Origin of the sequence: Pseudovibrio sp. Ad46 (genome assembly GCF_001623065.1) — a bacterium.
Taxonomy (GTDB): domain Bacteria; phylum Pseudomonadota; class Alphaproteobacteria; order Rhizobiales; family Stappiaceae; genus Pseudovibrio.
The window spans coordinates 318,317-344,552 of record NZ_LMCG01000041.1; the positions used below are offsets into that span (position 1 = coordinate 318,317).

Annotated in this window: 22 protein-coding genes and 1 pseudogene; 16 read left to right on the forward strand and 7 right to left on the reverse strand. The window is 51.5% G+C overall.

Features of this window, described 5'->3' with window-relative positions:
* Nucleotides 1–10: 10 nt before the first annotated feature.
* A complete protein-coding gene (locus tag PsAD46_RS10705) occupies nucleotides 11–967 on the forward strand; it encodes an amino acid ABC transporter permease (RefSeq protein ID WP_063306812.1) in 957 nt (318 codons plus the stop codon).
* Between the two features lie 20 nt (nucleotides 968–987).
* Here the strand turns inward: PsAD46_RS10705 and PsAD46_RS10710 are convergent, their stop codons facing one another.
* Together PsAD46_RS10710 and PsAD46_RS10715 are read right to left on the reverse strand one after the other, a co-directional pair.
* Nucleotides 988–1,653: a hypothetical protein gene (locus PsAD46_RS10710; RefSeq protein WP_063306813.1), complete on the reverse strand. Its 666-nt coding sequence runs from the start codon at nucleotides 1,651–1,653 to the stop codon at nucleotides 988–990.
* Between the two features lie 25 nt (nucleotides 1,654–1,678).
* Nucleotides 1,679–3,259, reverse strand: coding sequence for a multicopper oxidase domain-containing protein (locus tag PsAD46_RS10715; protein WP_063306814.1), 1,581 nt, complete (start codon nucleotides 3,257–3,259; stop codon nucleotides 1,679–1,681).
* 493 nt (nucleotides 3,260–3,752) lie between these two features.
* Between PsAD46_RS10715 and PsAD46_RS10720 the strand changes: the two genes are divergently transcribed.
* The 10 genes from PsAD46_RS10720 to PsAD46_RS10765 are packed head-to-tail and all read left to right on the forward strand — an operon-like array spanning nucleotide 3,753 to nucleotide 12,056.
* Nucleotides 3,753–4,016, forward strand: coding sequence for a hypothetical protein (locus PsAD46_RS10720; protein WP_153040725.1), 264 nt, complete (start codon nucleotides 3,753–3,755; stop codon nucleotides 4,014–4,016).
* A gap of 10 nt (nucleotides 4,017–4,026) precedes the next feature.
* Nucleotides 4,027–4,830, forward strand: coding sequence for a uroporphyrinogen-III C-methyltransferase (gene cobA, locus PsAD46_RS10725; protein ID WP_057463311.1), 804 nt, complete (start codon nucleotides 4,027–4,029; stop codon nucleotides 4,828–4,830).
* Complete coding sequence (locus PsAD46_RS10730) at nucleotides 4,823–5,194, forward strand: cytochrome c (RefSeq protein WP_057463310.1); 372 nt, start codon at nucleotides 4,823–4,825, stop codon at nucleotides 5,192–5,194. Before cobA ends, PsAD46_RS10730 begins: the two co-directional genes overlap by 8 nt.
* Entirely contained in the window at nucleotides 5,191–6,372 is a 1,182-nt protein-coding gene (locus PsAD46_RS10735) for a cytochrome D1 domain-containing protein (RefSeq protein WP_057463309.1), read from the forward strand. The genes PsAD46_RS10730 and PsAD46_RS10735 overlap by 4 nt, the downstream gene beginning before the upstream one ends.
* A 55-nt stretch (nucleotides 6,373–6,427) precedes the next feature.
* Nucleotides 6,428–7,426, forward strand: coding sequence for an Lrp/AsnC family transcriptional regulator (locus PsAD46_RS10740; protein ID WP_063306815.1), 999 nt, complete (start codon nucleotides 6,428–6,430; stop codon nucleotides 7,424–7,426).
* The gene (locus tag PsAD46_RS10745) at nucleotides 7,423–7,911 is read left to right on the forward strand and encodes an AsnC family transcriptional regulator (RefSeq protein ID WP_193776935.1); all 489 of its coding nucleotides are present in this window, start codon (nucleotides 7,423–7,425) and stop codon (nucleotides 7,909–7,911) included. Before PsAD46_RS10740 ends, PsAD46_RS10745 begins: the two co-directional genes overlap by 4 nt.
* A complete protein-coding gene (locus tag PsAD46_RS10750; protein ID WP_057463307.1) occupies nucleotides 7,908–8,483 on the forward strand; it encodes an AsnC family transcriptional regulator in 576 nt (191 codons plus the stop codon). Before PsAD46_RS10745 ends, PsAD46_RS10750 begins: the two co-directional genes overlap by 4 nt.
* Nucleotides 8,419–9,633: a heme d1 biosynthesis radical SAM protein NirJ gene (gene nirJ / locus PsAD46_RS10755; RefSeq protein ID WP_063292899.1), complete on the forward strand. Its 1,215-nt coding sequence runs from the start codon at nucleotides 8,419–8,421 to the stop codon at nucleotides 9,631–9,633. The genes PsAD46_RS10750 and nirJ overlap by 65 nt, the downstream gene beginning before the upstream one ends.
* Nucleotides 9,608–11,209, forward strand: coding sequence for a nitrite reductase (locus PsAD46_RS10760; RefSeq protein WP_244272095.1), 1,602 nt, complete (start codon nucleotides 9,608–9,610; stop codon nucleotides 11,207–11,209). Before nirJ ends, PsAD46_RS10760 begins: the two co-directional genes overlap by 26 nt.
* Nucleotides 11,166–12,056 carry a CbiX/SirB N-terminal domain-containing protein gene (locus PsAD46_RS10765; protein WP_084404385.1) on the forward strand — a complete coding sequence of 297 codons (891 nt, stop codon included), beginning with the start codon at nucleotides 11,166–11,168 and terminating at the stop codon, nucleotides 12,054–12,056. The genes PsAD46_RS10760 and PsAD46_RS10765 overlap by 44 nt, the downstream gene beginning before the upstream one ends.
* 63 nt (nucleotides 12,057–12,119) lie before the next feature.
* Here the strand turns inward: PsAD46_RS10765 and PsAD46_RS10770 are convergent, their stop codons facing one another.
* Nucleotides 12,120–12,770: a peroxiredoxin gene (locus PsAD46_RS10770; protein ID WP_063292898.1), complete on the reverse strand. Its 651-nt coding sequence runs from the start codon at nucleotides 12,768–12,770 to the stop codon at nucleotides 12,120–12,122.
* Between the two features lie 98 nt (nucleotides 12,771–12,868).
* Between PsAD46_RS10770 and PsAD46_RS10775 the strand changes: the two genes are divergently transcribed.
* On the forward strand, nucleotides 12,869–13,768 hold the full coding sequence (locus PsAD46_RS10775) for a LysR substrate-binding domain-containing protein (RefSeq protein ID WP_063292897.1): 900 nt from the start codon (nucleotides 12,869–12,871) through the stop codon (nucleotides 13,766–13,768).
* A gap of 46 nt (nucleotides 13,769–13,814) precedes the next feature.
* Here the strand turns inward: PsAD46_RS10775 and PsAD46_RS10780 are convergent, their stop codons facing one another.
* Nucleotides 13,815–14,534, reverse strand: a complete 720-nt coding sequence (locus tag PsAD46_RS10780; protein WP_208980901.1) for a Crp/Fnr family transcriptional regulator — start codon at nucleotides 14,532–14,534, stop codon at nucleotides 13,815–13,817.
* Nucleotides 14,535–15,183: 649 nt separating this feature from the next.
* On the opposite strand from PsAD46_RS10780, the gene PsAD46_RS10790 reads away from it, so the two are divergent.
* A complete protein-coding gene (locus PsAD46_RS10790; protein ID WP_063292896.1) occupies nucleotides 15,184–15,615 on the forward strand; it encodes a GNAT family N-acetyltransferase in 432 nt (143 codons plus the stop codon).
* Nucleotides 15,616–15,662: 47 nt separating this feature from the next.
* Here the strand turns inward: PsAD46_RS10790 and PsAD46_RS10795 are convergent, their stop codons facing one another.
* The gene (locus PsAD46_RS10795; protein ID WP_063306817.1) at nucleotides 15,663–16,148 is read right to left on the reverse strand and encodes a hypothetical protein; all 486 of its coding nucleotides are present in this window, start codon (nucleotides 16,146–16,148) and stop codon (nucleotides 15,663–15,665) included.
* A 379-nt stretch (nucleotides 16,149–16,527) separates the two neighbouring features.
* On the opposite strand from PsAD46_RS10795, the gene PsAD46_RS10800 reads away from it, so the two are divergent.
* A complete protein-coding gene (locus PsAD46_RS10800) occupies nucleotides 16,528–17,589 on the forward strand; it encodes a helix-turn-helix domain-containing protein (RefSeq protein WP_244272100.1) in 1,062 nt (353 codons plus the stop codon).
* Nucleotides 17,590–17,632: 43 nt separating this feature from the next.
* On the opposite strand, the gene PsAD46_RS10805 is transcribed toward PsAD46_RS10800, so the two are convergent.
* Entirely contained in the window at nucleotides 17,633–19,297 is a 1,665-nt protein-coding gene (locus PsAD46_RS10805) for an aminotransferase class V-fold PLP-dependent enzyme (protein WP_063292894.1), read from the reverse strand.
* Between the two features lie 601 nt (nucleotides 19,298–19,898).
* On the opposite strand from PsAD46_RS10805, the gene PsAD46_RS10810 reads away from it, so the two are divergent.
* Together PsAD46_RS10810 and PsAD46_RS10815 are read left to right on the forward strand one after the other, a co-directional pair.
* Complete coding sequence (locus PsAD46_RS10810; RefSeq protein WP_063306818.1) at nucleotides 19,899–24,560, forward strand: ExeM/NucH family extracellular endonuclease; 4,662 nt, start codon at nucleotides 19,899–19,901, stop codon at nucleotides 24,558–24,560.
* A 368-nt stretch (nucleotides 24,561–24,928) separates the two neighbouring features.
* Nucleotides 24,929–25,525, forward strand: a complete 597-nt coding sequence (locus tag PsAD46_RS10815; RefSeq protein WP_063306819.1) for a hypothetical protein — start codon at nucleotides 24,929–24,931, stop codon at nucleotides 25,523–25,525.
* A 424-nt stretch (nucleotides 25,526–25,949) separates the two neighbouring features.
* Here the strand turns inward: PsAD46_RS10815 and PsAD46_RS10820 are convergent.
* Nucleotides 25,950–26,236: pseudogene (locus tag PsAD46_RS10820) on the reverse strand (HlyD family type I secretion periplasmic adaptor subunit); the annotation flags it as partial.

The following is a 26,236-nucleotide window of genomic DNA, read 5'->3' on the forward strand; positions in this document are numbered from 1 at the left end:
GGCTGGTCCTATGACACTTCTCGTGAACCTGTTTAGCCATGCGCCCTCCCGGCGCCTGGTTTTCTTCGCGGTACTGGCAGCGTTGCTCATGGCGTTTGATCTGAGCAGCGTTGGGCAATACCTGACGACCCTTCTGAACCTTGATGTGGCCCCTGATACCGCTTCCGTGCTGGCCGCATTCGCGATTTCTGCGGTGATCACAGCAGACGTAGTGTTCGTCTCCAAATTGCCAATGAAGGTGCAAGTGCCGATCTACTGGGCGCAGCTTCTGGCGCTGTTTCTGGGGTTCTTCTACTCGTTTGATCTGTCGTTTCCGTTCATTATCGAGCGGTTGCCGATCCTGCTTTACAAGGGGCTGTTCTACACGCTCTTTGTCTCGTTTGCGTCCATCATTTGCGCCAGCTTACTGGCATTTGTTGGCGCACTTGCCCGTCTGTCCAACTCAGGTCCAGCCTATGCGGCTTCAACGTTCTACGTCTCGTTTTTTCGCGGTACGCCGTTGTTGTTGCAGGCTTATCTGATTTATCTGGGTTTGCCGCAACTTGGCATCACACTGGATGCAATCCCATCAGGTATTCTGGCTTTGTCGCTCAGTTACGGGGCTTATATGACGGAGATTTTCCGAGGGGGCATACAGGCGGTTCCACGGCAACAGTCAGAAGCCGCCGCCGCTCTGGGCTTGCAGCCCTGGCAGGTCATGTGGAAGGTGGTTTTGCCTCAGGCAATCCGCATCATCATTCCGCCAACGGGCAACAACTTCATCTCTATGCTTAAGGACAGCTCGCTGGTGTCTGCCATGGGCATTATGGAACTCATGTATCTGGCACGGACGCTTGGGCGCTCCGAGTTCAAACACTTTGAGATGTTGATCAGCGCCGCGCTCATCTATTGGGCGGTTAGTTTCGTCTTTGAGATGATACAGGCACAGCTGGAGAAGCGGTATTCCGCACCGCAGAAGGTTGGGTAAGCAAAAGGAAAGAGGGCCACTCAGGCCTTCTTTCTGTCACGAAGCAAGTCATGACACTTGAGAGCGCAGTAATAGCCGATGGTGAAGAAGATGCTCATGGCAAGGACTTGTAGATAGAACCGGTCAAACGTGTTCCGGTGCAGTATCAGATTGAGTGCATGGCCTACGTAAACGCCAAACATCATCATGGAAATTGCGAAGACGTGTATGAAGGTTTTTGCGCTTTTGGAAGCCGGATGCCCTTTGCGGTGATCCGCGAAAAAGCAAGTTACAATACAGGCGCCCACCATGATGAGGGTCATCCAGTTCAGATAAACAGCAGCCAGTGTCAGGCTGTTCATCTGTTGCATTGCCAGGTTCTGGTCAATGGACAGGTCGATCTGGTGGCCTAAAATCATACCGAGCCCGCCATAAACAAACCCGCTCCAGAAATACGTGAAGAGGTAGCTGGGCATACCTGCGTTTTGCAGGCTGACCATGCCTGCAAAGAATATAGCGAGAATGAAAGCAACTTCAAATACATGAAGGGTATCTGGCCGCGTGATCATTGCCACCACAGCCAGCTGAAGTACGAGCATTACTCCATAACCAATGGGGTTGGTAAGCAGAAAATGGCTCAGAGAAAAGCTGCGCATTCGTTTTGGCTTCCGCTCGTTGTTAGGGCTGATGCCGTGTACCTCAGTCATGTGAACCCGATGTTGTCTCAATCCGTTATTGGTTGTTGTTCCAGTCGTCTTTTTCTTTCAGATCCCTGACGACTTTCACGTGCTGCATCATGCCGCCATCTTCATGGTAGAGCAGATGGCAGTGCAAAGGATACTTGCCGACGAAGTCCTTGAACCGCATGCAAAATTTCACATGCCCATGAGGTGGAACCTGAATGGTGTCCGCCCAGAACGGAAGCTCCAGCGTGTAATCCAAGGGGTCTTCGCCCTGAATCTCAAAGACATACATGGGGTTCACATGGATATGGATGGGATGCGGAAACTCGCTTTCATTCTCTAGCGTCCATTCTTCCACGGCGTCCAGTTCAACCCAATGATTGACCACCTCACAGCCGCCAAACTGGCCGTGGTCGATGGTGACGTTCACCCCGCGGTAGTACTTGTCGGGATTGTCCAGCGTATTCGCCTGGAAGGTCAGCGTGCGTTTGTTCGTTACTTCTTCTGGGCCAATTGGTTCCAGCAGTCCACCACGTAGGCTTTCAGGGAAAGGCGGTGGAGTGGTGCGCTCAGCTGTTTCGCTCGGCATGTAGATCGCTGCGCCGATCTCTTCGCCGCGCTCCACCTCAATGGCAAAGAGTGGCGGGTTGTTGTGGTACTTGTAATGCGGAATAAACTGGTATTCGACCGAGTCATTTTGCACGTAATAGAAAGCTCCGGGCGTGGCTGCCTCGCTGATTTTCAGCAGGATAGACGCGCGGTTCGCAGGGGCAAGGCTGATGCCCCCCTGTCTGCGGTAGTTGTCAGTGGGGTTGCCGTCATACCCGTAGATAAACATCTGCCCGAAGAACGGGCATTCGAAGTTGATCGACGAGCGTGTGGTCGCGTTCAACAGGCGCAGATTGATCAGCTCTCCCGGCTTTACCTTGATGATCGGGCAATACTGGCTGTTGACCGTGATGTTGTATTCACTGTTGGGGAACTTGGCGACCTGCTTCTGGTCCTCCACCTTGCCCTCAGCGTTGACGGCAATGTTCTGGAACACCATGCAGTATTCCTTCACACCCATCTCTTTGAGCTGATCATCAAACGCGCCACGCACGATAATCATACCAGCCATGCCGCTGCCAACCTGCAAGGCCACGGACCCGTGCTTGTGCGGGTGATACCAGTAGACCCCCGGAGGGTGATCCGCTGGAATGTCGTACTCGTAGTCATAGGCTTCGCCGGGGCGAATGGTCATGCAGACGTTATCTCCGGGAGACTCCGGCGTCACGTGCAGGCCGTGTGTGTGGATGTTGTAGTTGTTGAACCCGTAAGGGAAGTTGATGTCATCAGGCTCGGTCTGGTCCTGCTCCGGCAACTTGTTGTGTGTGTGGATCTGCAGCTTTGAACCTGGCCTGATCTCAATGGTTGGGCCAGTCAGAGTGTTTCCAGCTTCTTTGGTAAGATCGCTTGTGAAGACCCGGGTGTAGGTTGGGACGTTGTGAGGCTTTTCAAAGCTGAAAACATTGTTGGTGTCGTATTCAACATCCAGAGTGATTTCCAGATGCTTTTTTTCAGGATCCATTACGTAAGCTGGCGGGTTTTTGATAGGGCTCAGGAAGGAAAAAGGCTTCGCCTCACTCATGTAGCGGTTCCTCACGTCGGCAGCACTCAAGTGCTTGTTGGTTTTGATTTCAACCTACTGAGGATGGGGGAGTGGTGGAAACGTTGCTTGGCAACGGGGTTAAGGTTCCGTTAGGTAAAAAGGTCGGTTCCAATCTGACCTTACGTTTATTCCCTAAACGCGCACTCCGTGCAGCTCTGGTCGGGCGCCAACTTGCCGTTGCCGGGAAGTAAATGCCTGAAACGGAATCTCTTTCTCCAATTTAGAACGATTATTTATTGTGGGAAGTCTACGTATTTTTTGCCTTCGCGTGACCTATGTCAATTTAGCTGGGATATCACCACATGCGGTTGCATTTCTGTGAAATTTCTACACACATCAAGCTATTGAAATATATGCTAATATTAGCCTTTCATGAGGCGCTCACAATAACTTGACGATGGTCAATGTAAGAAGCTCGAGGGCAAGCTTACATAACGATGCCGGGTAAGGTTCGTTTCTATTGGAGTTTATGGTGTCGTTTAAATCAATTCTCCGTTTTTTGGCCAGTATCGCGCAGAAATGCGCAGTCAGCGCCGTGGCTGTAAGCGCTCGTAAGAAGCCAGCAGCATTTGATGACAACACTCTCAATTATGAAGGTGCCATCAAAGACGAACCCCTGATTGCTCCTTGGGGCAAGTTCTATGTCTCTAACACCTTAAAAGACATCGGTTCGGCAACACTCCAGATCACCAGAGGGGCGCGGATTGCCCCTCTATTTTCGCCAGTTTCGATTTGAGGAATGAGTTATGAGAGGCATTGGTAAGGTCAGTCTGATTGGCGCAGGACCGGGTGATCCGGATCTCCTGACAGTGAAAGCTCTGAAGCGCATTCAGGACGCTGAAGTCGTTGTTTACGATCGTCTGGTCTCTCAGGAAATTATGGATCTGGTTCCACCTAAGACAGCTCTTTATCCTGTCGGGAAGAAGCCGAAGAGCCATCCTATTCCTCAGGAAGAAATCAACCAGTTACTCGTTGATCTCGCCAAAGAAGGTAAGCGTGTTGTGCGCCTTAAAGGTGGGGATCCGTTTATTTTTGGCCGCGGCAGTGAAGAAGCTGCTGAACTGGTCATTGCCGGCGTCGACTATGAAGTCGTGCCAGGTATCACAGCTGCGCAAGGCTGTGCCTCAAGCCTAAACCTGCCACTCACGCATCGCGGCCTTGCAACGGGGCTAAGATACGTAACCGGGCATTGCCAGAAAGATGTACCCCTCGATCTGGATTGGGCCAGCCTTGCGGACCCTAACACCACCCTCGTGATCTACATGGGCCTTGCCGCCATCGCCGAGATTTCTACCAAGCTGGTAGAGCACGGCATGCCTGCTGATATGCCTGCTGTTGCGATCTCGAAAGGCACCACATCGGAAGAGCAGAAAGTGTTCGGCACACTCACCACAATCGGTGAGCAGGCCAAGGCAGCTAAACTACCAGCGCCGACACTGTTCATGATTGGTGATGTTGTGGGTCTAAAAGACTCTCTGGAGCTGCCGTCCTTCTCCGGCAGTGAGGCAAAATGGGGCGATAGACCTCATCTGGAGGTTATCAATGGCTAAGACAGAGCGGAGTGTGCAAAACCCGCTGCGTTCTTTTCTGAAGGCTGGGGTGCTGGCGCTTCCGTTGCTGACTGGAGCGCCCCTTGGGGCTCTTGCCGATGAAGAGGCCCTCAAGATCATTGATCGCGAAAAGCTGACAGACTTCGTGCAGCAGGACTGTGGGTCCTGCCACGGTCTGACACTTGAGGGCGGTCTTGGAGGGCCAATCCTTCCAGAAAATCTGGAACATATGGACTCTGATGTCATTCAGGAAGTGATCCTTGGCGGATTGCCGGGAACGGCAATGCCACCATGGCGCGGCTTCCTCACCGAAACTGAAGCGGCCTTCATTGCGGAAGGTCTTAAAACAGGAGCATTCAAGTGAAGACGTTTTTTGCTGCCGCAGCCTTAGGTGCGGGTCTTTTATTTGCTTCTGCAGCCAGTTCTGAAGACCTGCGCGCCACGGGCGATTTGGGTCTGATTATCGAACGAGCCACAGGAACAGCCCTGATTGTCGAAAGCACAGACCGTACTGTGCTGGCTCAGGTAGAGGGTTTGGGCAACCTCTCGCACGCCTCTGTTGTTTACTCGCGAGACGAGCGCTACGCCTATGTGTTTGGCCGCGATGGTGGCTTGTCCAAAGTGGATATGCTCACTGGCAAGCTTGTTGGCCGCGTTATGCAGGCTGGCAACTCCATCGGCGGCGCCATTTCTGATGATGGTAAGCTGATCGCCGTCGCCAACTACAAGCCGGGCGGCGTGAATGTATTTGACGCGGAAACTCTGGAGCTGGTCTCCGAAGTGCCTGCGATTTATGACGAAGTTGGCAATCAGTCCAAGACCATTGGACTTGTGGATCTGCCCGGTCGTCGCTTTGCTTTCTCCCTTTGGGATGGTGAGCAAACATGGATTTTGGACTATTCCAAGAGCCTGAAGCCTGAGATCACCAAACTCGAAGACATTGGCGTCTTCCCATACGATGCGCTGGTTACGGGCGATGGCCGCCACTACATCGTTGGCCTGTTTGGTGAAGACGGTCTGGCTCATGTGGATCTTTGGAAAGAGCCTCTGACAGTTGAACGCATCATGGATGGCTACGGCAAGGGGGAAGAGCCTCTTCCGGTCTACAAGATGCCCCATCTGGAAGGCTGGGCGAAAGCCAACGGCATGTACGCACTGCCTGCCATTGGCCGCCACGAAGTGCTGTTCATGGATGAGCGTGACTTCACTGAAGTCGATCGCGTAAAGGTACATGGTCAGCCGGTGTTTGCCATGGCGCGTCCTGATGGTCGTCAGATCTGGGTGAACTTTGCGCCTCCACACAACGATACCATTCAGGTGATCGATATTCTGGACCGCAAGATCATCAAAACGATGAAGCCGGGACCGGGCGTGTTGCATATGGAGTTCACTCCGCGCGGCAACGAAGTCTGGATGTCCGTTCGTGACAAGAATGAAATTCATGTCTACGACACAACGGATTTCTCCCTGAAAGAGGTTCTGCCAGCGGAAAAACCAAGCGGCATCTTCTTTACTTCACGTGCACACCAGCTGGGGCTTTAGGTCCCGGCTTTCCCAGGGCGGCACTGGCCGCCCGAGCGATTGGGGAGTTTGCGATATGAGCGCACAGCTGAGTGATATTGATCTCGTATTGGTGGACAAGTGGCAGCATAATTTTCCGCTTGTCCCTAAGCCATTCAATCTCATAGCCCGGGAAACCGGGGTGGACGCTTTAGACGCGATCAGCAGTTACGAACGGCTGGTCGCAAATGGCGTCATTTCGCGCATTGGCGCGGTATTGGCTCCAAATACAGTGAGCGCGAGTTGCCTGGCCGCAGTGTCAGCGCCTCCACACTTTGTGGAAACGGCAGCGCAGCTCATCAACGATGAGCCGGGGGTCAACCACAACTACCTGCGTGAGAATGATCTCAATATCTGGTTCGTGGTTGTTGAACGGGATCGGGCGACGTTAGAGGCCACGCTCGCCCGTATTGAGCAGAACACCAATCTGGTCGTTCATGCTTTTCGGATGGAAAAGGCTTTCCACCTGGATCTGGGGTTTTCTTTGACAGAGCAGCGGCTGGAAAAGAAGACCCCCGTACTCCCGCCGGTCGATATGTCGGTTCTGGAGCCTGGTGACATCAACCTGCTGGAAAAACTGTCTGATGGCATTCCTCTTTCGGACCGCCCTTTCCTGCGCATTGCGCTGAAGCTGGGGCGCTCGGAAACCACCGTGCTTGAACGGCTGAAAGTGCTGCAGGATTCTGGCATCATTCGCCGGTTTGGTGTGGTCGTGCGGCATCGGTCCATCGGTTACAAGGCGAATGCGATGACGGTCTGGAATGTTCGTGATGAGCATATTGATGACGTTGGCGCCATATTCTCTGCAGACCCGATGGTGAGCCTTTGCTACCAGCGCAACAGAGAGATGCCGCTTTGGCCGTACAACCTGTACACCATGACCCACGCGAACAGCCGTGAAGAGGCGCTGGAGGTCATCAACCGGCTTTCCACCACGGCCACGCAGCACGTGATGAGCAGCGACGTGCTGTTCTCCACCAAGTGCTTCAAGCAGCGTGGTGCCCGTCTGTCTCGCAGTGTTGGAGTAAGTGCATGAGCACAGATATTGCCCACCTCAATGAACCTGCCAAGGTGCATCTGGATGATCTGGACCGCAAGCTGATCAACCGCTTGCAGGACGGCCTTCCGGTTGTCTCAAAGCCGTATGCGGCGGTCGCAGAAGAACTGGGCATTGCAGAAGACTTGCTGCTTGAGCGCCTGCAATGGCTGCTTAAGACGCGTATCCTCACTCGTTTCGGGCCAATGTTCGACATTGCTCAAATGGGCGGGGCCTTCTGTCTGTGCGCTATGGCTGTACCGGAAGAGCGCTATGACGAGGTGACTGAACAGGTGAACTCGTTGGAAGAGGTGGCGCACAACTATGCCCGTGATCACGAGCTGAATATGTGGTTCGTGCTTGCCACGGAAACCCCTGACGAAATTGAGAGTTGCGGGAACCGCATTGAAGAGCTGACCGGAATCCCGGTCCGGCAGTTCCCGAAAGAACGCGAGTTTTTTATTGAGTTTAAGGTTCCAGTATGAGCACGCATAGTATCGAAGAATTCTCCGAATTTGACCGTGCTCTGGTGGCTGCGCTGCAAGAAGGTTTGCCGCTAGTTTCCGAGCCATATGCGCAGATTGCCCATCAGCTTGGCGTGAGCGAAGAGCTGGTGCTGGAACGCGTTGCTTCCATGAAAGAAAACGGTGCAATTCGTCGTATTGCGGCTGTGCCAAATCATCGCGCCCTTGGCATGCGTGCCAACGGCATGTCCGTCTGGAATATCGTTGATGAGGACGTTGAACGCATTGGACAAATGATGGGTTCTCTGGACTTTGTGTCCCACTGCTATCAGCGCCCAAGATGGCTACCCACATGGCCGTACAATGTCTTTGCCATGGTGCATGGAAAGACTCGCGAAGAGTGTCTGACTTTAGTCAAGGAAATAGAGGCGCTCATAGGGACATCATGCAATGGAAATGATGTCCTGTTTTCGACAAAAACCCTGAAAAAAACAGGACTTAGACTTCGTCGCAGAGGGGAGAGCCCGCGTGTTTCGTCTGACCCATTATCTCAAAGCTCTAGCGGATCCGTATCCACTTCCACCAGCGCGTAAACCTGCTGGTCCGGTTGTTATCTGGAACTTGATCCGCCGTTGTAATTTGAAGTGCAAGCACTGTTATACAACCTCAGGCGATGTAGATTTTCCCGGCGAGCTTTCAACCAAGCAGGCCTATGAGGTTATTGATGACCTGAAGGGCTTCCGCGTCCCGGTTATCATCTTCTCTGGTGGTGAGCCGCTGATGCGCCCGGATATGCTGGAGCTGTCGGCCCATGCCAAGCAGCTTGGCTTCTATACCGCCCTGTCCACCAACGGCACGCTTATCGACAAAGATATGGCGCGTAAGATTGGTGAGATCGGTTACGACTATGTCGGCATCTCACTGGATGGCATTGGCAAGGTGCATGATGACTTCCGCGGCATGGATGGCGCGTTTGACCTGTCCTTGCAGGCTGTGCGTTACCTGCGCGAGGAAAACGTGAAGGTTGGCCTGCGCTTTACATTGACAGAAGACAACGCCGATACGCTGGATGACTATCTGGACCTGTGCGCCCGCGAGAAAGTAGACAAGATCTACCTGTCTCACCTTGTGTATGCAGGCCGCGGCAACAAAAACCGTGGTGAAGATGCGCACCTGAACGTGACCCGTAAAGCCATGACCCACCTGATTGAAAAGGCGTGGGAAGATGTGCTGGCTGGCAAGTCTAACGAATACGTGACCGGCAACAACGATGCGGATGGCATCTACCTGTTGCAGTGGGTGCGTGAGAACATGCCGGAAAAAGCTGGGTATCTGGAAGATATGCTGGAGCGCTGGGGTGGCAACGCCTCTGGTGTAAACATCGGCAACATCGATAACACCGGCAAAGTGCATCCGGACAGCTTCTGGTGGCACTACACAATCGGCAACGTGAAAGAACGCAAGTTCTCGGAGATTTGGCAGGATGTATCCGATCCGGTCATGGCTGGTTTGAAGCAGACCCCGCGCCAGATCAAAGGCCGCTGCGGATCTTGCCAATACTTCAACATCTGTAATGGCAACACGCGCGTACGCGCGCTGCAGCTGACGGGCGACCCTTGGGCGGAAGATCCATCCTGTTACCTGACGGATGAAGAGATCGGCCTTGGGGATGCAAACCACCAGCGCGTTGAAACAACACCATTCCGGGGAGCTCGTCATGAAGCCAAACACGTTTATGCCTAAACTCGCCGGAGTTTTGCTGGCAACCTGCATGTTGGCAGGCGCTGCGGAAGCACGCGGTAAAAAGCTTGAGCTCTATCCGGTCTCTGATGCCACAAAGGGCACCTATCAGGAGCTTTGTGCAGAGTGTCATGGTGGCGACCGCTTAGGCGGCATCGGCCCTGCGCTCATTCCGGAAAGCCTGAAGCGTCTGCGCGTAAGTGCTGCGACGTCGACCATCAAGGATGGTCGTGTTCACACCCAGATGCCAGCCTTCGGTGATCAGCTCAACGATCAGCAGGTTGCTGATCTGGTGAACCTAGTAAAGACCCCATTGGGCGCGATGCCGGTGTGGGGTGAAAAGGAAATCAACGCGACCCGCGTGTTCAACGAGGACTACAAGCCCGTTGAAAAGCCGGTCTATGAATCCGATCCGCTGAACCTGTTTGTGGTTGTGGAGACCGGGGATCACTACGCCACCGTCATGGATGGCGATACGTTTGAGCCGCTCACCCGCTTCAAAACCCAGTTTGCACTGCATGGCGGCCCTAAGTTCACACCGGACGGACACTACGTGTTCTTCATGTCCCGTGATGGCTGGATCACCAAGTACGATATGTGGGCGCTGAAAGTGGTTGGCGAAGTGCGCGGCGGCATCAATGCCCGCAACATCGCGCTCTCCCGCGATGGCAAGCACATTGCACTGGCGAACTACCTGCCACATTCTCTGGTGATGTTGTCTGCTGAGGACCTCACCGTTGAGAAGATCTTTGATGCAGAGTCTTTGGGCGGCGAAACCACACGTGTTTCTGCAGTTTATCAGGCACCAGAACGTGACAGCTTCGTTGTTGCCATGAAGGATGTGCCTGAAGTCTGGGAAGTGGCAACCAATCCAAAGGCAGAGCCTGAGTTTGATGCCTATGTCGATGCCGAAAACTACGGCAAGGATGGTGCGAAGCCAACCTCCGAAGGTTTGTTCGCTCTGCGCCGTATTCAGGTTGATGCGCCGATGGACGATTTCTTCTTCGACCAGTCCTACAAACACCTGATGGGATCGTCTCGGGACGGGAAGAGCGGTGTCGTGGTGGACATGGATGAAGGCGCGACCATTGCCAAAATCGATCTACCCGGCTTCCCGCATCTAGGCTCCGGCATCAGCTGGGAGTGGCAGGGGAAACCAGTGATGGTGACGCCGCATCTGAGCGAGAGCAAGATTTCTGTGATCGACATGTCCAACTGGTCCGTATTGAAGACACTTGATACGGCGGGTCCGGGCTTCTTCATGCGATCTCACGAAAACTCCAAGTACGCTTGGGCGGACGTGTTCTTTGGTCCAAACAAGGACCAGATGTACGTGATCGATAAAGAAACGCTTGAGATCGTAAAGACGCTGAAACCGCTCCCGGGTAAAACCGCTGCTCATATCGAGTTTGACCGTGATGGCAGCCACGCCATTCTCTCTATCTGGGAAAATGACGGCATGATCATCATTTATGATGCGAAAACGCTTGAAGAAGTGAAGCGCATTCCAATGAGTAAGCCATCTGGAAAGTACAATGTCTGGAACAAGATCACGTTCTCCGCTGGTACAAGCCACTAGCGACCTGGCACTTGTTCTTGCTGCTCATGGAGATTTGGGCGGCAAGGGCGCCGACAATACACCAGGCCACGTTCGCCTGAAAAATGCTCTCGCGCCCTTACTGCCCGAACTGGATGTGGTGAGTGGGGTGATGAAAGGAACCCCGCCGCTACAGGAAGTAGTCGAAAGCCTCCCGCACGAGCGCGTGCTTGTGCTTCCTCTCCTCTTAAGTAACGGCTACTTCTGCAAAACAGTCCTGCCTCGCCGATTGGGGCTGGACCCAAACCTGCAACAACAGAAAGAAGGTGCATGGCAAAATCTGAACCGAGATGGGCAGTATATCAAGCTGTTACCCCCGCTTGGTGTATTGCCCTTCCTACCTGATCTGGTTTCACAGAGTATTCAAAGTACTCTGGCACCAAACAGCAAAAGCACGTTGTTAAAGCCGGAACTCGACCGGGAAGTGCTAATTGTTGCTCATGGCTCGACTGTCGGACCGGAATCACGGCTTTGCGCGCTTCAACTCAAAGAGCGTCTGGAAGCTCGTTACGGTTACAAGCAACTTCGCGTGGCATTCCTCTCCGAGGAACCTTTCGTCGAAAAGGCTGTCCTGACGCTTTCCGAAGATGCAACCGTTGTTCCGCTGTTTGCCAGTGGAGGCCTACACGGCCAGGAAGATATCTCCAAAATTATGGGGAGCGCTCCTGCGGGATGTAAACTTGCACCGGTAATTGGCTGCGAGCATGCATTGGCTCAGCACCTGGTCAGCTATCTGCAAGAAATTGGCTTAACTCGTGGCTTCGCTAACCAAAGAGTTTCAGTGCTACGAGATTTGCCCGCACAGCCTACAAGGGCTGTTCTGAGATAACTCTGATTTTTGAGTGAGATGTTCAGGCAATTTGATCGCCTGAACTCCGTCACAGATTTCGTATTAAGCAGGCACATCTTTCTTAGAGAAGTACCAGTCAACGTATTCATAACCAGTTGATTTACGTGTTTCAGCCAGATCCGCTGTTGCTGGCGGTGGCACGATTACTTTGTCACCAGGCTGCCAGTTTTCTGGAGTTGCAACACCGTGTTCGGTAGATGTTTGCAAGGCTTTGATCAAGCGTAGGAACTCATCAACTGAACGCCCGTTGGTCATTGGGTAGTAAACCATCGCCCGCAGAATTCCTTCAGGATCAATAATGAAAGTTGCGCGAACAGCAGAAGTGTCTGAGGCTCCAGGCTGGATCATGCCGTAGGCTTTGGCGACTTCCATTGAGAGGTCGGCAATGATCGGGAAGGGTATGTGAACGCCAAACTTCTCCTCGATGTTTCGCATCCACGCGATGTGTGAGTAGTGACTGTCGATAGACAGGCCAAGCAATGCTGTATTGAGCTTGCCAAAGTCTTCTGCTGCATTCGCAAAAGCAATGAATTCGGTTGTGCAGACAGGCGTAAAATCAGCTGGATGTGAAAAGAGAACCAGCCATTGGCCTTTGTAATCACTCAATGATTTGGTGCCATCAGTCGTCGGAGCAGTAAAATCTGGTGCTGGTGTGTTCAGCTGCGGCAATGTGATGATAGTTTCTTCTGACATTTATTTTCCTCGGGCTCAATTGATTTGATAAATGCACAATATCGATCTACATTAATTAGTGAAATTGATTAATGATAATACAGTGATCTATAAAGCATATGAGTCATCTACCAAGCCTTCGCCAGCTGGAATTTCTGGTGGCACTTGTTGAAGAGCAACATTTTGGGAAGGCAGCAGAAAAATGTAATGTGAGCCAGTCAGCTCTGAGCACAGCGCTCAAAGAGCTGGAACAGAATCTTGGTGTTCATCTGGCGGAACGAACCAAGCGTTCTGTCACGATTACACCTCTGGGCAACTCACTGGCTGATCGCGCACGTCACATCCTGCTCGATACAAAAGCCTTTGTAGATTTTGCTGCGGCAAACTCTAAGTTCCTGTCTGGAGACATGAAACTGGGGGTGATTTCTACAGTTGGACCTTATCTGCTTCCTGGGATTATGCCGCAGCTTCGGAAGAAGTTTCCGGAACTTCGCCTCTTTATCAAAGAGGGCATCACCCATGACCTGTTGGCTGCATTACAGAGCGGGCATCTGGATGCCGTTTTGCTGGCACTCCCATTTGAGATTGGCGACCTTGTTCATTTTCCATTGTTTGAAGATGGATACAAACTGGCTGTCACACCTCAACATCCGCTTGCAAACCGGCAACATGTAGAAGGGCAGGACCTGACAGATACCAAGATGATGTTGCTGGAAAAAGGGCATTGTTTACAACAGCATGCCCTGTCTGCATTTTTACCCGACGGCCCGGTTCAAGACAGTTCATTTGAGGCGACTAGCCTCTCCACTCTGGTGGGTATGGTGGCAGAAGGGCTGGGAACTACACTTCTGCCAGACGTCGCGATTACTGCAGGACTGACGGATAACTATGATGTGTGCCTCATCGATGTAGATAAGGCACTGCCAAGAGAAATAGCGCTTGTATGGCGAAAAAGCTCACCACGGGGAGAGGAACTACAACATCTTGGCGAGTTCATCAAACAAGCCTATGAGGGATGAAAACCCAGGCGTGGACAAGCGAATAAAATCATTTTAGCGCAATATCTTAGCCGTGGCTTGAATGCATGACCACTGTGCGTTCCTGCTCTACCAATGTGCGCAGAACCTGAACGTTGGAAATGATTGCCCGGTTCTGTTTGACCTCGACGCCATAGCTTTTCAGCTTCTGGAACGCGCGAGACAGGCTTTCCGGTTTCATACCCAGACGACCCGCGATGAGTGCTTTGTCGTAGGGCAACACCAATGTGCAGGAACCAGCAGGTTCTGTGCTGAGGTTCAGCAAGAATTCGGCAACACGCTGTGCACCGGTATGCGTCTTCAGTCCTTCAATCTGCAACACAAGTTGATGCAGATGCATGGACAAAGACGACATCATTGCCAGCGCGATGTTCGGATCTGCTGCGATTGAGTTGGCCAGGTGGGCCACTGGAATGCAAAGCACCACACTATCCGTAACCGCTTCACCAGAGGCTGGATAGTTTGAGTTTGTAAAGGCAGCTCCTTCAGCGAAGGTTTGCCCACGGGTGAAGACCCCTACAACGGCTTCATCACCGCTGCTTGTCGCGCGAAAAACTTTGACCCATCCTTCCAGCACGATAAAGAACGCGTCTGCCTTATCATCCTGAAAAAAAATCATCTCACCGCGCGAGACAGATTTTTTGGTGGCACCCCGAAGCAGCTGTTCTCTTGCCTCGGTACTCAACCGTTTAAGCAAGGGAATTTCAGCGAGCTTCTCCACTTCACTGCTAACTATTGTAGTAGACATTTTTACAGACCTCTCCCACGATCAACCCAATCGTACTGTTGCGTAGATGAAGGACGTTGATCTAACGCAAGTGTTTTTGCGCAATTGGCACCTTGCAGTTGTCCTTTTGAAAGCAAAAAGGACCTAACGAAAATCAAGGAAGTAGAGAACTCAGAGGATTAGGGTCCACTATAGGGAAGGTTTTCACTCAGTTCACTGAGCGAATAAACTTGCCTTTTTGGCTCAATAATATGTTTAAAACTGTCCTCTGGAATGTTTTTTACCCGTTTTTGACGGTGAAACGAGCCTGTTCGGTGGCGAAGGCGCGTCCGGAATGGGATACGGGCAACGGTTGCGTCTTCACCATCAAGTCCCGAAGCCGGCTAATATTTTCCGGAAATCATGAGATGGTAAGGCGCAGATATTTGCACCCTTAGCAGCACGTCGAACTTGGAAATCTGAGTTGCCTTGACATTGAGCCCCTGAGGTTTAGGCTGCGTATTCCTAATGTGTTTCAGAGGAGATTTGATGTCCCGGATCTGAGGGTTCAAACGAAGAACCCCTATGCATGCTTTCAACCTTAAGACCGTGCCATTTGTACGGCTGGTTCTGCACGCCTTCATTTTCCGAACATCAAGCGCCGATTAACGGCACTCTTCAGGACATAGAAATGATCCGCAAATTTGAAACTCGCGACACCGAGTCCATTGTTGACGTCTGGCTCAAGGCCAGCAAACTCGCTCACCCTTTTCTGAACGATAGCTTTTTAGCTCATGAAACCGACAACATCCGAAACATGTATCTGCCTAATGCAGAGACATGGGTTGCTGAAATGAACGGCGCTGTCGTCGGATTTATTTCATTGCTTGGCAATGAAGTGGGCGGACTGTTTGTGCATCCTGACTTTCACGGGCGCAAGCTCGGGAAGGCTTTGATGGACAAGGCCACCTCGCTTCATGACAGCGTTGAACTGGAAGTCTTTAAGCACAATCCAATCGGGCGTGGCTTTTATGCTCGCTACGGCTTTGAGGAAATGCATGAAGACTTTAATGAGGATACGCAGCAGTTGGTCATCCGGCTGAAGTACTCCGCCGCGGTTTAGGTGGAGCAGAAGGAGAGGGTGCCTTGCACTCTCTCCAAGTCTTGGTGTTAGCGATGGTTTTTGCGGCCTTCAGACACCTTCATAAAAACCAAAGCCATCACAACGGCCATGCCCACATGTCCGAGGAATGAGGACTGCGTATAAGCGCCAAAGTCCATCATGAAGCTTCTGCCAATAAAGGGCGCGAGCATACCTTGCGCGATGTACCAGAGGAGCACACCAGCAACCACGCCAGAAATCCAAAACCGAAGTCTGGTCACTTGATGCACTGCAAGCACAGCAAGCGGAAAGACAATTGCGCCAACGGAAAAGTGGATCAGGAAGGCAAGGCCGTATGGAATGGAGAGCCCGATTAACTTGTTCGCCAGTGCTGTAACGAGATACGCAGGTTCCAGAACAGGCCCAAACAGAAGCGGTGAGACAAACCAGGCATAAGCTTCAAAGGCGGTTTCGCCAATGACACCGGCCAGCAGCAGTGTGGGCAATACGGTTACGAACGAGGAGGCAGGAGGAACAGATGTATCCAGGGCCATTGGGAGATCCTTAAGAAGCTCGATGGGGAAACGCACAAATCGAGATATGTGCAGTGAGCACTTCTTTAGGTGTGAGTTTGGAAAGGGGAATACAAGACAGCTCCGTTCCCAGTTTAATCACATTACGTTCACCTGAATGAGAGCCATTGGGCCGGAAACTAATGCCGTCGTCTTCCCCGCACGTTGTGCTCGCTTCATGCATCAATGCAAGATTCTCAGGAAAAAACTCAGTTTTCAGGAAGTTCCAAACAAAATGCACAATGATCTGGACGCCACGTCATTGTTCGGGGGGCTCTTGGAGATGTATATAATTGCTATAAGGTTTTAGTAAAAGCACGTATAAATTGAGTTGATTTTACGAGGACATATTTTGAGTGAGGTGGATCTCATTGACGGAGCGCCAAGAGCGGAGATTTCTCAGCCTATTCCTCAGGCTGTGTTTTCCGTTGATGGCGTTGCGCCAGATGAGCGCTTCCCTCTCTGGAAGGAAAGTATCTCCTTCATGTTTCAGGTGGAAGCAGACCATGCCGTCAGGTCTGATGAATTCACTGCAGAAGTAGATGCGCATATGTTCGGGCAAATTATTCTGGCCCGGACAAAAAGCAGAAAGCAGTTTTGGGAAAGGAGTGAGCTGACTATCGCAAAAGATGGGATGGACCACTTCATGATCCAACTGTTTGAAACAGGAGACATGATTTTCGAGCATGACGGTGCACAACATTCTGTCGCACAGGATGGCCTCATCATTTTTGATTTAGCCAGGACATCAAAATCCTGGACCAATACATTTTCAAACCTATCCCTGATTATTCCCAGGGAGTTGCTCGAACCTAAGCTGGTTTATCCAGATGGGCAGCATATGCGGAGATTGCCTGCCGCGCAGCCCATGGTTCAGCTTCTTTATAGTCATATTAAAACGTTGAAAGAGTTGTCGGGTCAACTGAGCTTGTCACAAGCTGCAGATATTAACCCGGCAACGATTTCACTCGTTACGGCCTGTTTGAACAGCACGTCTGAAGGTGTGGTTCTGATGGAGGCAAACAGCCATGCCGCACAAATTATGCTGGCAAAACGAACAATCAGTGAGCACCTGTCGAACCCGGATCTGTCACCAGAAACTGTGGCCATAAAAGCAGGTATCTCACGTTCAAAGCTATATGAGATGTTCCGCAATTACGGCGGTGTGAAAAGTTTCATTCTGGAGCAACGTCTCAAGGGCGCAATGATGGCACTCATCAGCAACAGCAATGCCCACCGCTCCAACTCGGAAATCGCGTTTTCCTTCGGTTTTACCTACGAGAGCACCTTCAGCCGCGCTTTCAAAAAACGCTTCTCCATGACCCCATCCGAAGCCCGAAACTCCGCTGGCATCGCCTGGACCAGGGCCATGAGCACCCCAAATGTAGACCGCCGCTACGAAGACTGGGTGAAGTATTTGTGAGAGGTAACTGGCGACGGGTTGTCTCCGCCGCCTTGACTTACTCTTATGCGACGGCAACGTCTTGTGGGCGGACGAACCAGCGGAGTTCTTCTACTTTTTGCGGCTGAATGACGTTGTAGCGTTCCTCAGTGCTGTGGTTACGCAGAAGTTCGGCTTCAGCTGCTTTCATTGTCTCAGCCAGAGAAGGGCGCTCTGATTTTTCTGCGGCTTCTGGCAGTGCGTTGAAATCGAGTGTTTCGAGAGATGCTGCGAGTTCTGTTTTTCGGTTTTGGTAGCGCCAGACAGCGCCGTTTTGGTCGAAGCGATAGAATGGCAGCAACTTCCAGCCATGCTCCGCAACCAACTCAATAGCCCGCACCAGATATTCGAAGGTGTCTTCATCAATAAAGTAGTTGAAGTTGAGGCGGATCCAACCCGGACGCAGGATCATGTGTCCTTCCACCAGTTGCTCCTCCAGTGCTTTGCTGTAGTGCATGTCCATGCCAAGCAAGGTGTGACCGTATGGACCTGCGCAGGAGCAACCACCACGAGCCTGAATGCCGAACAGGTCGTTGAGCAGCGCCACAATGAAGCTGTAGTGCAGGTCTTTGCCTTTATGGGTGATCTTCAGCGAGGTGATAGACAGGCGTGGCGCCGCAGTGTTGCCGAGTATCTCGATGTTCTCGCAGTTTGACCAACGTGCTACAGCTCTGGAGACAAAGCTCTCTTCCCGACGTTCAATCTCATCGGTACCAACGGCTTGCTGAAGCTTAAACACCAGTCCCGCCCGCACAGATTCAATGATAGCTGGTGTACCACCTTCTTCGCGGCGTTCTGCGTCAGCCACATAACGATGGTCTTCCGGTGTTACGTACATGACGGTGCCGCCGCCCGGCATTGCTGGCACTCGGTTCTTTAGAATTGCGTCGTTGACGATCAAAACGCCCGGTGTGCCCGGTCCGCCGACAAATTTGTGTGGTGACAGGAAGATAGCGTCTTTGGCGCAGTCGCCGTGTTCATCCTGAGCACCAGCCATATCAATGCCTACATATGGAGCCGCCGCGGCGTAGTCCCAAAAGGAGAGCGCGCCGTGCTTATGAAGCAGGCGGGCGACGGCGTCGACGTCGGTTTTGACGCCGGTGACATTTGAGGCCGCCGAGAAGCTGCCAATCTTGAGGGGCCGATCTGCGTATTTGATCAGCTGTTTCTCAAGATCATCCAGACAGACCTGACCGCCTTCGCAAAGGGGAATGGAAACCACGTCCGCGATGCTCTCGCGCCATGGCAGTTCGTTGGAATGATGTTCATAAGGGCCGATGAAGACGACGGGGCGTTCTTTCGCCGGTATCTGCTGTTCAAACTTGTAGCGTGCGCTCAGGTCTGCAGGCAGTTTCAGGTTGAGAATATCGATCAGTTTATGGATCGCGGAGGTTGCACCGGAGCCGCAAAAGATCACGGAATGATCGTCGGTGGCGTTAACTGACGAACGGATCTGCTGACGGGCCTGCTCGCGCAGCGCTGTGGTTTGTGCACCTGTGTAGGAGGTCTCTGTATGGGTGTTGGCATAGTAAGGCAGAACGTGATCGCGGATGTAATCCTCAATCATGCTCAGCGAACGACCTGAGGCTGTGTAATCCGCATAAACCAATGGCTTACGACCAAATGCCGTGGCAATGGCTGCGTCTTCACCGATCACTGATTTTCTGATTTTATCGATCAAATTACACATGCTTGCCCCGTCCCTTTATTCCGTCTCATCAGATTTTTGTTATGGCGAACACACTCTAAATTCGCCTAGTTTGCTGAAAAGATTGAATATAAGAAACTACATACTACAAAGATAAGTCAAGTTAGAAAATGATACTCTAAATGAGATAAAATATAGAATTGGTATGATTTTGCTCAAGCAGGTGCCTGCCCCTCGCCATGAACCCGCAAAAATCGTGATTTTGATAATTAAATTTTAATTGTATCTATGGATTCGCAGTGCGCCTTTGTGAAATATGAGTCGCGCAGGAGCCAAACTGTGTTTAAAAGCATCCCGAGTTATGCACAGCACTGGGTAACTTCCTGTCGCCTTGGCATTGATATGCAACGCGAAGTTGAAAAAAAATTCACAAAAGAAAATATTATTCGAAATAATATGCGAAAAGTGAAAAATTGATCAATACGTCCTTTACGTCACCCTCCACATCGAGAAAACTGTCGATGCATGCTCCAGAAAATCTTTCGGGCATCTAGCAAAAAATAATCGTTCGTCTTGGCTCCCGGCTCAAAACTGGGAGGAGAGTGACGGACTCGGATAAGATGAACTGTAACGGGGTTGATACATGTTCAATTTCTTTCCTCGATTTAACTTCTACTCGATCAGCGTAAACTTTGGCACGTGGTGGGATGACGTCATCACGGGTACCGACGGTATTGATTGGGTCTGGGGTTTCAACGGTAACGATACCATCTCCACATATGCTGGAAATGACTGGATCCGGGCAGGTAAGGGCAATGACCTTATCTTTGCTGGCGAAGGCAACGATCGCATCAGCGCAGCTGGTGGCGACGATGTCATCCATGGTGGTGCAGGCAATGACAGCATCAATGGTGGTCGTGGTTTCGATACAGCCGTTTATGAAGGCTCAATCGATGACTATTCATTCCAGCAGCGTGGTGGCTGGTGGAATCCAAAGACCAAAGTCATTGCAAATGACGGCTCTGAAAAAGACACCTTGATGAATGTCGAGGCAGTTCACTTCGCAGCTGATGACTACACTTACTATTTGGATGGTCGCAACAACGAGATCCGCGCTGGTGAAGATGCTGTTGCATCCGGCGATGAGGGTCTTGTGATTGAGGCTGCCACTCTGCTGGAAAACGACAAGGATTATGACGGCGACACGCTGACAATCACTGAAGTTTCCGCAAGCAGCGCTTCTGGCGCAACCGTCTCTCTTGAGAACGGTCAGGTCTCCTACAACCCAGGCAATGTTTTTGACAGCCTGCGTGAAGGCGAGACTGCAGAAGATACCTTTACTTACACAGTCACCGACGGCAATGGCAGCACCAAAGACGTCACCGTTACTGTGACCGTGACTGGTTCCAATCAGGCTCCGGTTCTATCTGTCGCTTCTGACGTTTCCGTTGCAGAAAACACCACTGAGGTGGCGACTGCATCTGCAACCGACGTAGACAACACAGATCTGTCCTATTCCGTTTCTGGTACTGATGCAGAGCTGTTTGAAATCGACGCTGAAACCGGTCAGCTGAGCTTCAAGACAGCACCTGATTTTGAAGCCCCAGCAGATGCTGATGGCGACAACGTTTATCAGGTTGAAGTCACTGTCACCGACGCTGATGGCGGCACCGACACGCAGAGTGTTGCCGTCACTGTTGAAGACGAAAACGAAGTTGTGCGTGACGTAATCGCGTTCGACATGGTCGACTCTCAAAATCAGGGCCTGGTGAGCTTCACCAACACTGCGCCTGATTTCTCCAGCGTTGCTGATGGCTTCGGCAAGTTCACTGCAGACAGCGCGCCGTTCTCACTGGTCGATTCCACCAATGGCGGCTTTGAGAATGACGTTCTGGGTATCATCGATGAAGCCACCAACTCTGGTGAGTTCTTCGGCGTAACCGACAGCATCAACAATGACAATGATGGTGAACTGACAGCGTCCTGGACCTTCGACATTGCAGGCTACAAAGATCTGGGTCTTTCCCTTGATCTTGGTGCAATGGGTGATTTTGAAGGCACAGACACCTTTGTGATCCGCTACTCCATTGATGGTGGTGAAGAGCAGGTTCTGTACTCCTTCACCTCTGACAATGACGGTGCACAGACCTACACCCTCGCCAGCGGCAAGACTGTTGATCTGGATGATCCGCTCACTGATGCAGACGCAGGCGTTGTGCTGACCAACCAGCTGCAGACCCTCGTGTCTGATCTGGAAGGCACTGGCTCTGAGCTGACCATCAGCGTTGAAGGCAAGTCAGACGGAAGTTCTGAAGCGTTTGCGTTGCAAAACCTGAAGATCCTGGGCAACCCGGCTGTTGTGCGCGAAACCTTCGCGTTTGACATGGTGGACTCACAGAATGATCGTCTGATCGAGTACACCAGCACTGCACCAGACTTCACCAGTCCTGCAGACGGCTTTGGCAAGTACACCGCTGCCGATGCTCCGTTCTCGCTGGTCGATTCCACCAATGGCAGCTTCGAGAATGATGCAATCGGCGTTATCGATGAAGTCTCCAACACTGGTGAGTTCTTCGGTCTGACCGATACCGTCAACGACGATAATCCTAATGGCGACCCACTGGTCGCGACCTGGCGCTTCGACATCTCAGATTACAGCAATATCAGCCTGTCTCTGGATGCTGGTGCAATGGGTGACTTCGAGTCTGATGACACCATCTCCATCCGCTACTCCATTGATGGTGGCGAAGAGCAAACTTTGTTCGCCTTCACCTCTGACAATGACGGTGCTCAGTCTTACACTCTTGCCAGCGGTAAGGTTGTTGATCTGAATGATCCAATGGTTGAAACCAACTCTGGCCTTGTTCTTACCAACCAGCTGCAAACACTTGTTGCTGATCTGGAAGGTTCAGGCTCCGAGCTGACCATCATCGTTGAAGGCTCTGCAAACGGCAGTAATGAAGCATTCGTTCTGCAGAACCTGCAGCTGGAAGGCGACACCACAGGTGGCGGCGGTACGTCCACAACCTACGCTATTGCAGCAGAAGCTGACTCCAAAGCTGAAGGCGACAGCGGCGTAACCTCCTTCGAGTTCACAGTGACCCGTGATGGTGATCTGTCTGAGGCTGGCACTGTTGACTTTGCTGTTGGCGGCGATGTTGATGCAGCTGACTTCGGTGGCACTCTGCCATCTGGCAGCATCGAGTTTGCAGCTGGCGAAACCACCAAGACCATCACAGTCAACATCACTGGCGATGAAACAACCGAGCTGAGCGAAGCCCTGTCTGTGACCTTGAGCAACCCAACGGGTGGCAAGATCACAACCAAGAGCGTAACCAGCACTGTTGTGAACGACGATACCGCGCCTACGCTCATCTCCACCATTCAGGGTGACGGTGCAGAATCCGGCATGGTTGGTGAGTTCGTTTACGTCAGCGCGCTTGTAACAAGTGTGACCAGCAGTGGTTTCTATCTGCAGGAAGAAACAACTGACAGCGACGGCAACTCCGCTACCTCAGAAGGTATCTTCGTTTACACCGGCGCGGCTCCAACCGTTGCAGTTGGTGATGAAGTGTCCTTCGGTGGTACTGTTGCAGAGTTTGGTGGCCAGACACAGCTGACAAACATTGGTGATTTGAGCATCCTGTCTTCCGGCAATGATCTGCCAGAATACATGCAGGTACTTCTGTCTCCAACAAGCCAGCAGAACCTGGAAGCTCTGGAAGGCATGCGCGTCAGCGTTGGCTCCGGTACAGACGATGCCCTGACAGTCATCGAAAACTTCAATTTTGACCGCTACGGTCAGATAACAGTTTCCGCTGGCGCCCAGTATCAGGCAACCCATCTGTACGATCCGCAGGATGAGCTTGACCAGATCATCGAACATCAGGAAATGAACCAGAACAACCGCATCCTTATCGATGATGGTTCTTCTGAGCAGAACCCTGACGAGTTCACCTACGTGCCAGTTACCGAAGAAAACGGCGACAATGGCAATGGGTATCTGGATAGTGGTGATGACTTCTCTGAAGGGGCAACTCTGCGTCTTGGCACAGAGATCGACGCGCCGATCGAAGGCATTCTCACCGAAGGCTTTGATGGTCATACTCTGATCGTTGACGGCCAGATTTCCATCGATGAAAGCACCAACTCCGGTGCCCGTCCTGACCAGCCTGCTGATGTGGGCGGTGATCTGAAAGTGTCCAGCTTCAACGTGCTGAACTACTTCACCAGTCTTGGTCAGCGCGGTGCGAGCTCTGAGGCAGATCTTGCCCGTCAGACCGACAAGATCGTCAAGGCAATGCTTGATATCGATGCGGATGTCTTTGGTCTTCAGGAACTGGAGAACAACGGCTTTGATGATGCCTCTGCAATCAGCGCTCTTGTTGATGCACTGAATGCGGAACTGACCGCTCAGGGCCGGACTGATGAGCTTTACACCTTCGTGAACCCGACTGACGGGGCTCCGATTGGGTCTGATGCCATCACCACCGGTATGATCTACCGTCCAGGCAAGCTGACTGTCATTGAGACAGAAACCTACACCTATCAGGAAACAAGTGCGGATGCGACATACGCGATTGCGGATCGTCTGCAGGACTTTGCTGATCGTTCATATGTAGGTGACTTCCAGCGTAACCGCCCAACCGTTGCAACCACTTTTGAGGATGCAAACGGCGAGCGCTTTACCCTCGCGGTTAACCACTACAAGTCCAAGGGTCCAAGCGGCCTGAGCGATCTGGTGGAAGACATTCAGGGTAAACTGGATGCAGGTACCATTCCGGCAGCTGATGTTGACCAGGTACAGGCAGATCTGGATGCCTTGATCGCTGATCCAAACTACGATCAGGGCGATGGGCAGGCCTTCTGGGCTCAGGCACGTGAAGATGCAGCAAAAGAGCTGCATGAGTGGCTGAGAACGGAATATGCAGGTGCGGGTCTTGATCCGGACATCCTCGTGATCGGTGATTTGAACACCTACGGCAAAGGCGACTCCGTACAGGAACTGGTAGAGGGCGGCGATATGACCGATCTTCTGTCTCAGTACCTGGGCGATGAAGCTTACAGCTTCGTGTTTGATGGTCAGCGTGGTTCTCTGGACCATGCCCTGGCATCCGACAGCCTTGCTGATCAGGTGACCGGCCTTGCTGAGTGGCACATCAATGCTGATGAGCCAGACCTGCTCAGCTACAACAGCCGCTTCACCGATGCTGGTTTCTACACTGACGACCAGTACGGCGCGTCCGACCATGACCCACTCGTCATCGGCCTGGACCTCAGCAGCCCAAGCGAAATGCTCGTTTAAGCAAAAAAGAAGGCCTTCGCAGGTATGCGAGGGCCTTTACAAGAATAGAAAAAGCGGCTCCCAGAGCCGCTTTTTTGTCGTAGGAAAGCAATCCAAAACTTATGCTAATAATTATAGATCTCTAAATGGCAATATTTCTCGATGCATATCAACTATTGATTGCATAAGTGTTCAATATAAATTCATTCATTTCGACTTTTGCTGAAAAAGATTCTGTGTACTTTGAGTGAATATGAAATAAGTATCGATTTATAGTTGTATTGTATGCTGCTGCGAAGAGTATATCGTGTTTAAAATATTTGATTTTGTTGCTTAAGATGAGGTTTTTATTTATGTGCCTTTTAACTCAAAGTTAAAAGGAGAATAGTATGCGGAAATGGTTCGCTTTTGGGTTTGTAGCCTTGCTACTAGGTGCATGTGGCACTGTTACGAGCTACAAATTTGCTCTTGATAAATTTCCATTAGAAAAAAGCAACAGCTATATTATTTGGCGCTATGCCAATACTGACATTATAATGAATGATACATTTTGTCGTATTCAGAATGGTAAATTTTTTGAAGATTGCACTCGAAAGAAAACCTCTGATCCGAGCAAATTATATTTTAGAGGGTTTGGGGTCTCATTTGAATATCAAGGCGAATATTATGTAATGCGACCTGCGGCTGAGCCCCGTAGAGGTCGTTATGCGCTTTTCGAATCTTCTGGCAGATTTGCCAATAGAGCTCGCACGCTCACTATTGGGGATGCGACATTTGAAGGGAATTTTGCTCCCGGTACGATTACAGTAATCCCGCACGGCGGGTACGGTACGTCTTTTCAGCAGAGTTGGCAGGGTAAGCTTAAGAAGGCTTTGGAGCAGGCTTTTGGTGAGCGAGTTAAGGGTTTTAAAATCGTCACTGCTGAGCAGAGAAAATCTGAGTGTCTACGAAAAAATAATAAAATTAAATGTGAGCTCAAGAAGTAGAACTCAGTTTCAAGCGTTCAATCTTTGCAAATAGGCGCGACACTAAATGTTTCCCAATTGCTATTCGATTGAAACTCACTCCCAAAATCAGGGAGATAAAGTTCGCGATGTTCGATGCTAACCTGGAAGCTCTTTGAGGGCAAAAGCAGCTGTGTTGTGCCAGTCAATGCATCGGACAAGATTGGCTTATCCGACTGAGGCAACAGCCTTGCCTTTAAACCGGAGGTGATGGGATGAGGTTATTCCCCATTTCACTCACGCTTAAAATGAAAAAGACTCGGAACAGCTGGCTAATGCAACTCCGAGTCTCTTTCAAATAAGAAAAGGGAAGGGGGCGTAAGCTCCCTTTCCACTCCGGTGCATATTCTAGTCCTCAAGACTTCAAAAATCAATGAAGCCGCCTTCCGAGGAAGTAAGGGGTTCCTTACTTCTCTTTCAACGCATGCGCGATTTGGTCTTGCATGGGTTTTATGAAGTAAGAGAGGACCGTGCGTTCGCCGGTTTGGATGAAGCCTTCGACGGGCATGCCCGGGACGAGGGTCTGGCCATTCAGCTTCGGCATTTCGCTATCCAGAATCTTCAGGCGCGCCAGATAGAACGGCTCGCCGGTGACCTCATCGCGGGTCAGATCTGGAGAGACGTTGAGCACAGCTGCGCCCAGCTCTGGTGTGGTGCGCTGATCGAAAGCAGCAAGGCGCACATAAGCGTCCC

Coding starts and splice junctions, on each gene's coding strand:
- PsAD46_RS10770 (WP_063292898.1), bottom strand. CDS start 12,770: ATGTCAGAAGAAACTATCATCACATTGCCGCAGCTGAACACACCAGCA.
- PsAD46_RS10705 (WP_063306812.1), top strand. CDS start 11: ATGACACTTCTCGTGAACCTGTTTAGCCATGCGCCCTCCCGGCGCCTG.
- cobA (WP_057463311.1), top strand. CDS start 4,027: ATGAGAGGCATTGGTAAGGTCAGTCTGATTGGCGCAGGACCGGGTGAT.
- PsAD46_RS10815 (WP_063306819.1), top strand. CDS start 24,929: ATGCGGAAATGGTTCGCTTTTGGGTTTGTAGCCTTGCTACTAGGTGCA.
- PsAD46_RS10760 (WP_244272095.1), top strand. CDS start 9,608: ATGAAGCCAAACACGTTTATGCCTAAACTCGCCGGAGTTTTGCTGGCA.
- PsAD46_RS10810 (WP_063306818.1), top strand. CDS start 19,899: ATGTTCAATTTCTTTCCTCGATTTAACTTCTACTCGATCAGCGTAAAC.
- PsAD46_RS10740 (WP_063306815.1), top strand. CDS start 6,428: ATGAGCGCACAGCTGAGTGATATTGATCTCGTATTGGTGGACAAGTGG.
- PsAD46_RS10715 (WP_063306814.1), bottom strand. CDS start 3,259: ATGAGTGAGGCGAAGCCTTTTTCCTTCCTGAGCCCTATCAAAAACCCG.
- PsAD46_RS10775 (WP_063292897.1), top strand. CDS start 12,869: ATGAGTCATCTACCAAGCCTTCGCCAGCTGGAATTTCTGGTGGCACTT.
- PsAD46_RS10780 (WP_208980901.1), bottom strand. CDS start 14,534: ATGTCTACTACAATAGTTAGCAGTGAAGTGGAGAAGCTCGCTGAAATT.
- PsAD46_RS10805 (WP_063292894.1), bottom strand. CDS start 19,297: ATGTGTAATTTGATCGATAAAATCAGAAAATCAGTGATCGGTGAAGAC.
- PsAD46_RS10790 (WP_063292896.1), top strand. CDS start 15,184: ATGATCCGCAAATTTGAAACTCGCGACACCGAGTCCATTGTTGACGTC.
- PsAD46_RS10745 (WP_193776935.1), top strand. CDS start 7,423: ATGAGCACAGATATTGCCCACCTCAATGAACCTGCCAAGGTGCATCTG.
- PsAD46_RS10710 (WP_063306813.1), bottom strand. CDS start 1,653: ATGACTGAGGTACACGGCATCAGCCCTAACAACGAGCGGAAGCCAAAA.
- PsAD46_RS10765 (WP_084404385.1), top strand. CDS start 11,166: ATGTCTGGAACAAGATCACGTTCTCCGCTGGTACAAGCCACTAGCGAC.
- PsAD46_RS10750 (WP_057463307.1), top strand. CDS start 7,908: ATGAGCACGCATAGTATCGAAGAATTCTCCGAATTTGACCGTGCTCTG.
- PsAD46_RS10730 (WP_057463310.1), top strand. CDS start 4,823: ATGGCTAAGACAGAGCGGAGTGTGCAAAACCCGCTGCGTTCTTTTCTG.
- PsAD46_RS10795 (WP_063306817.1), bottom strand. CDS start 16,148: ATGGCCCTGGATACATCTGTTCCTCCTGCCTCCTCGTTCGTAACCGTA.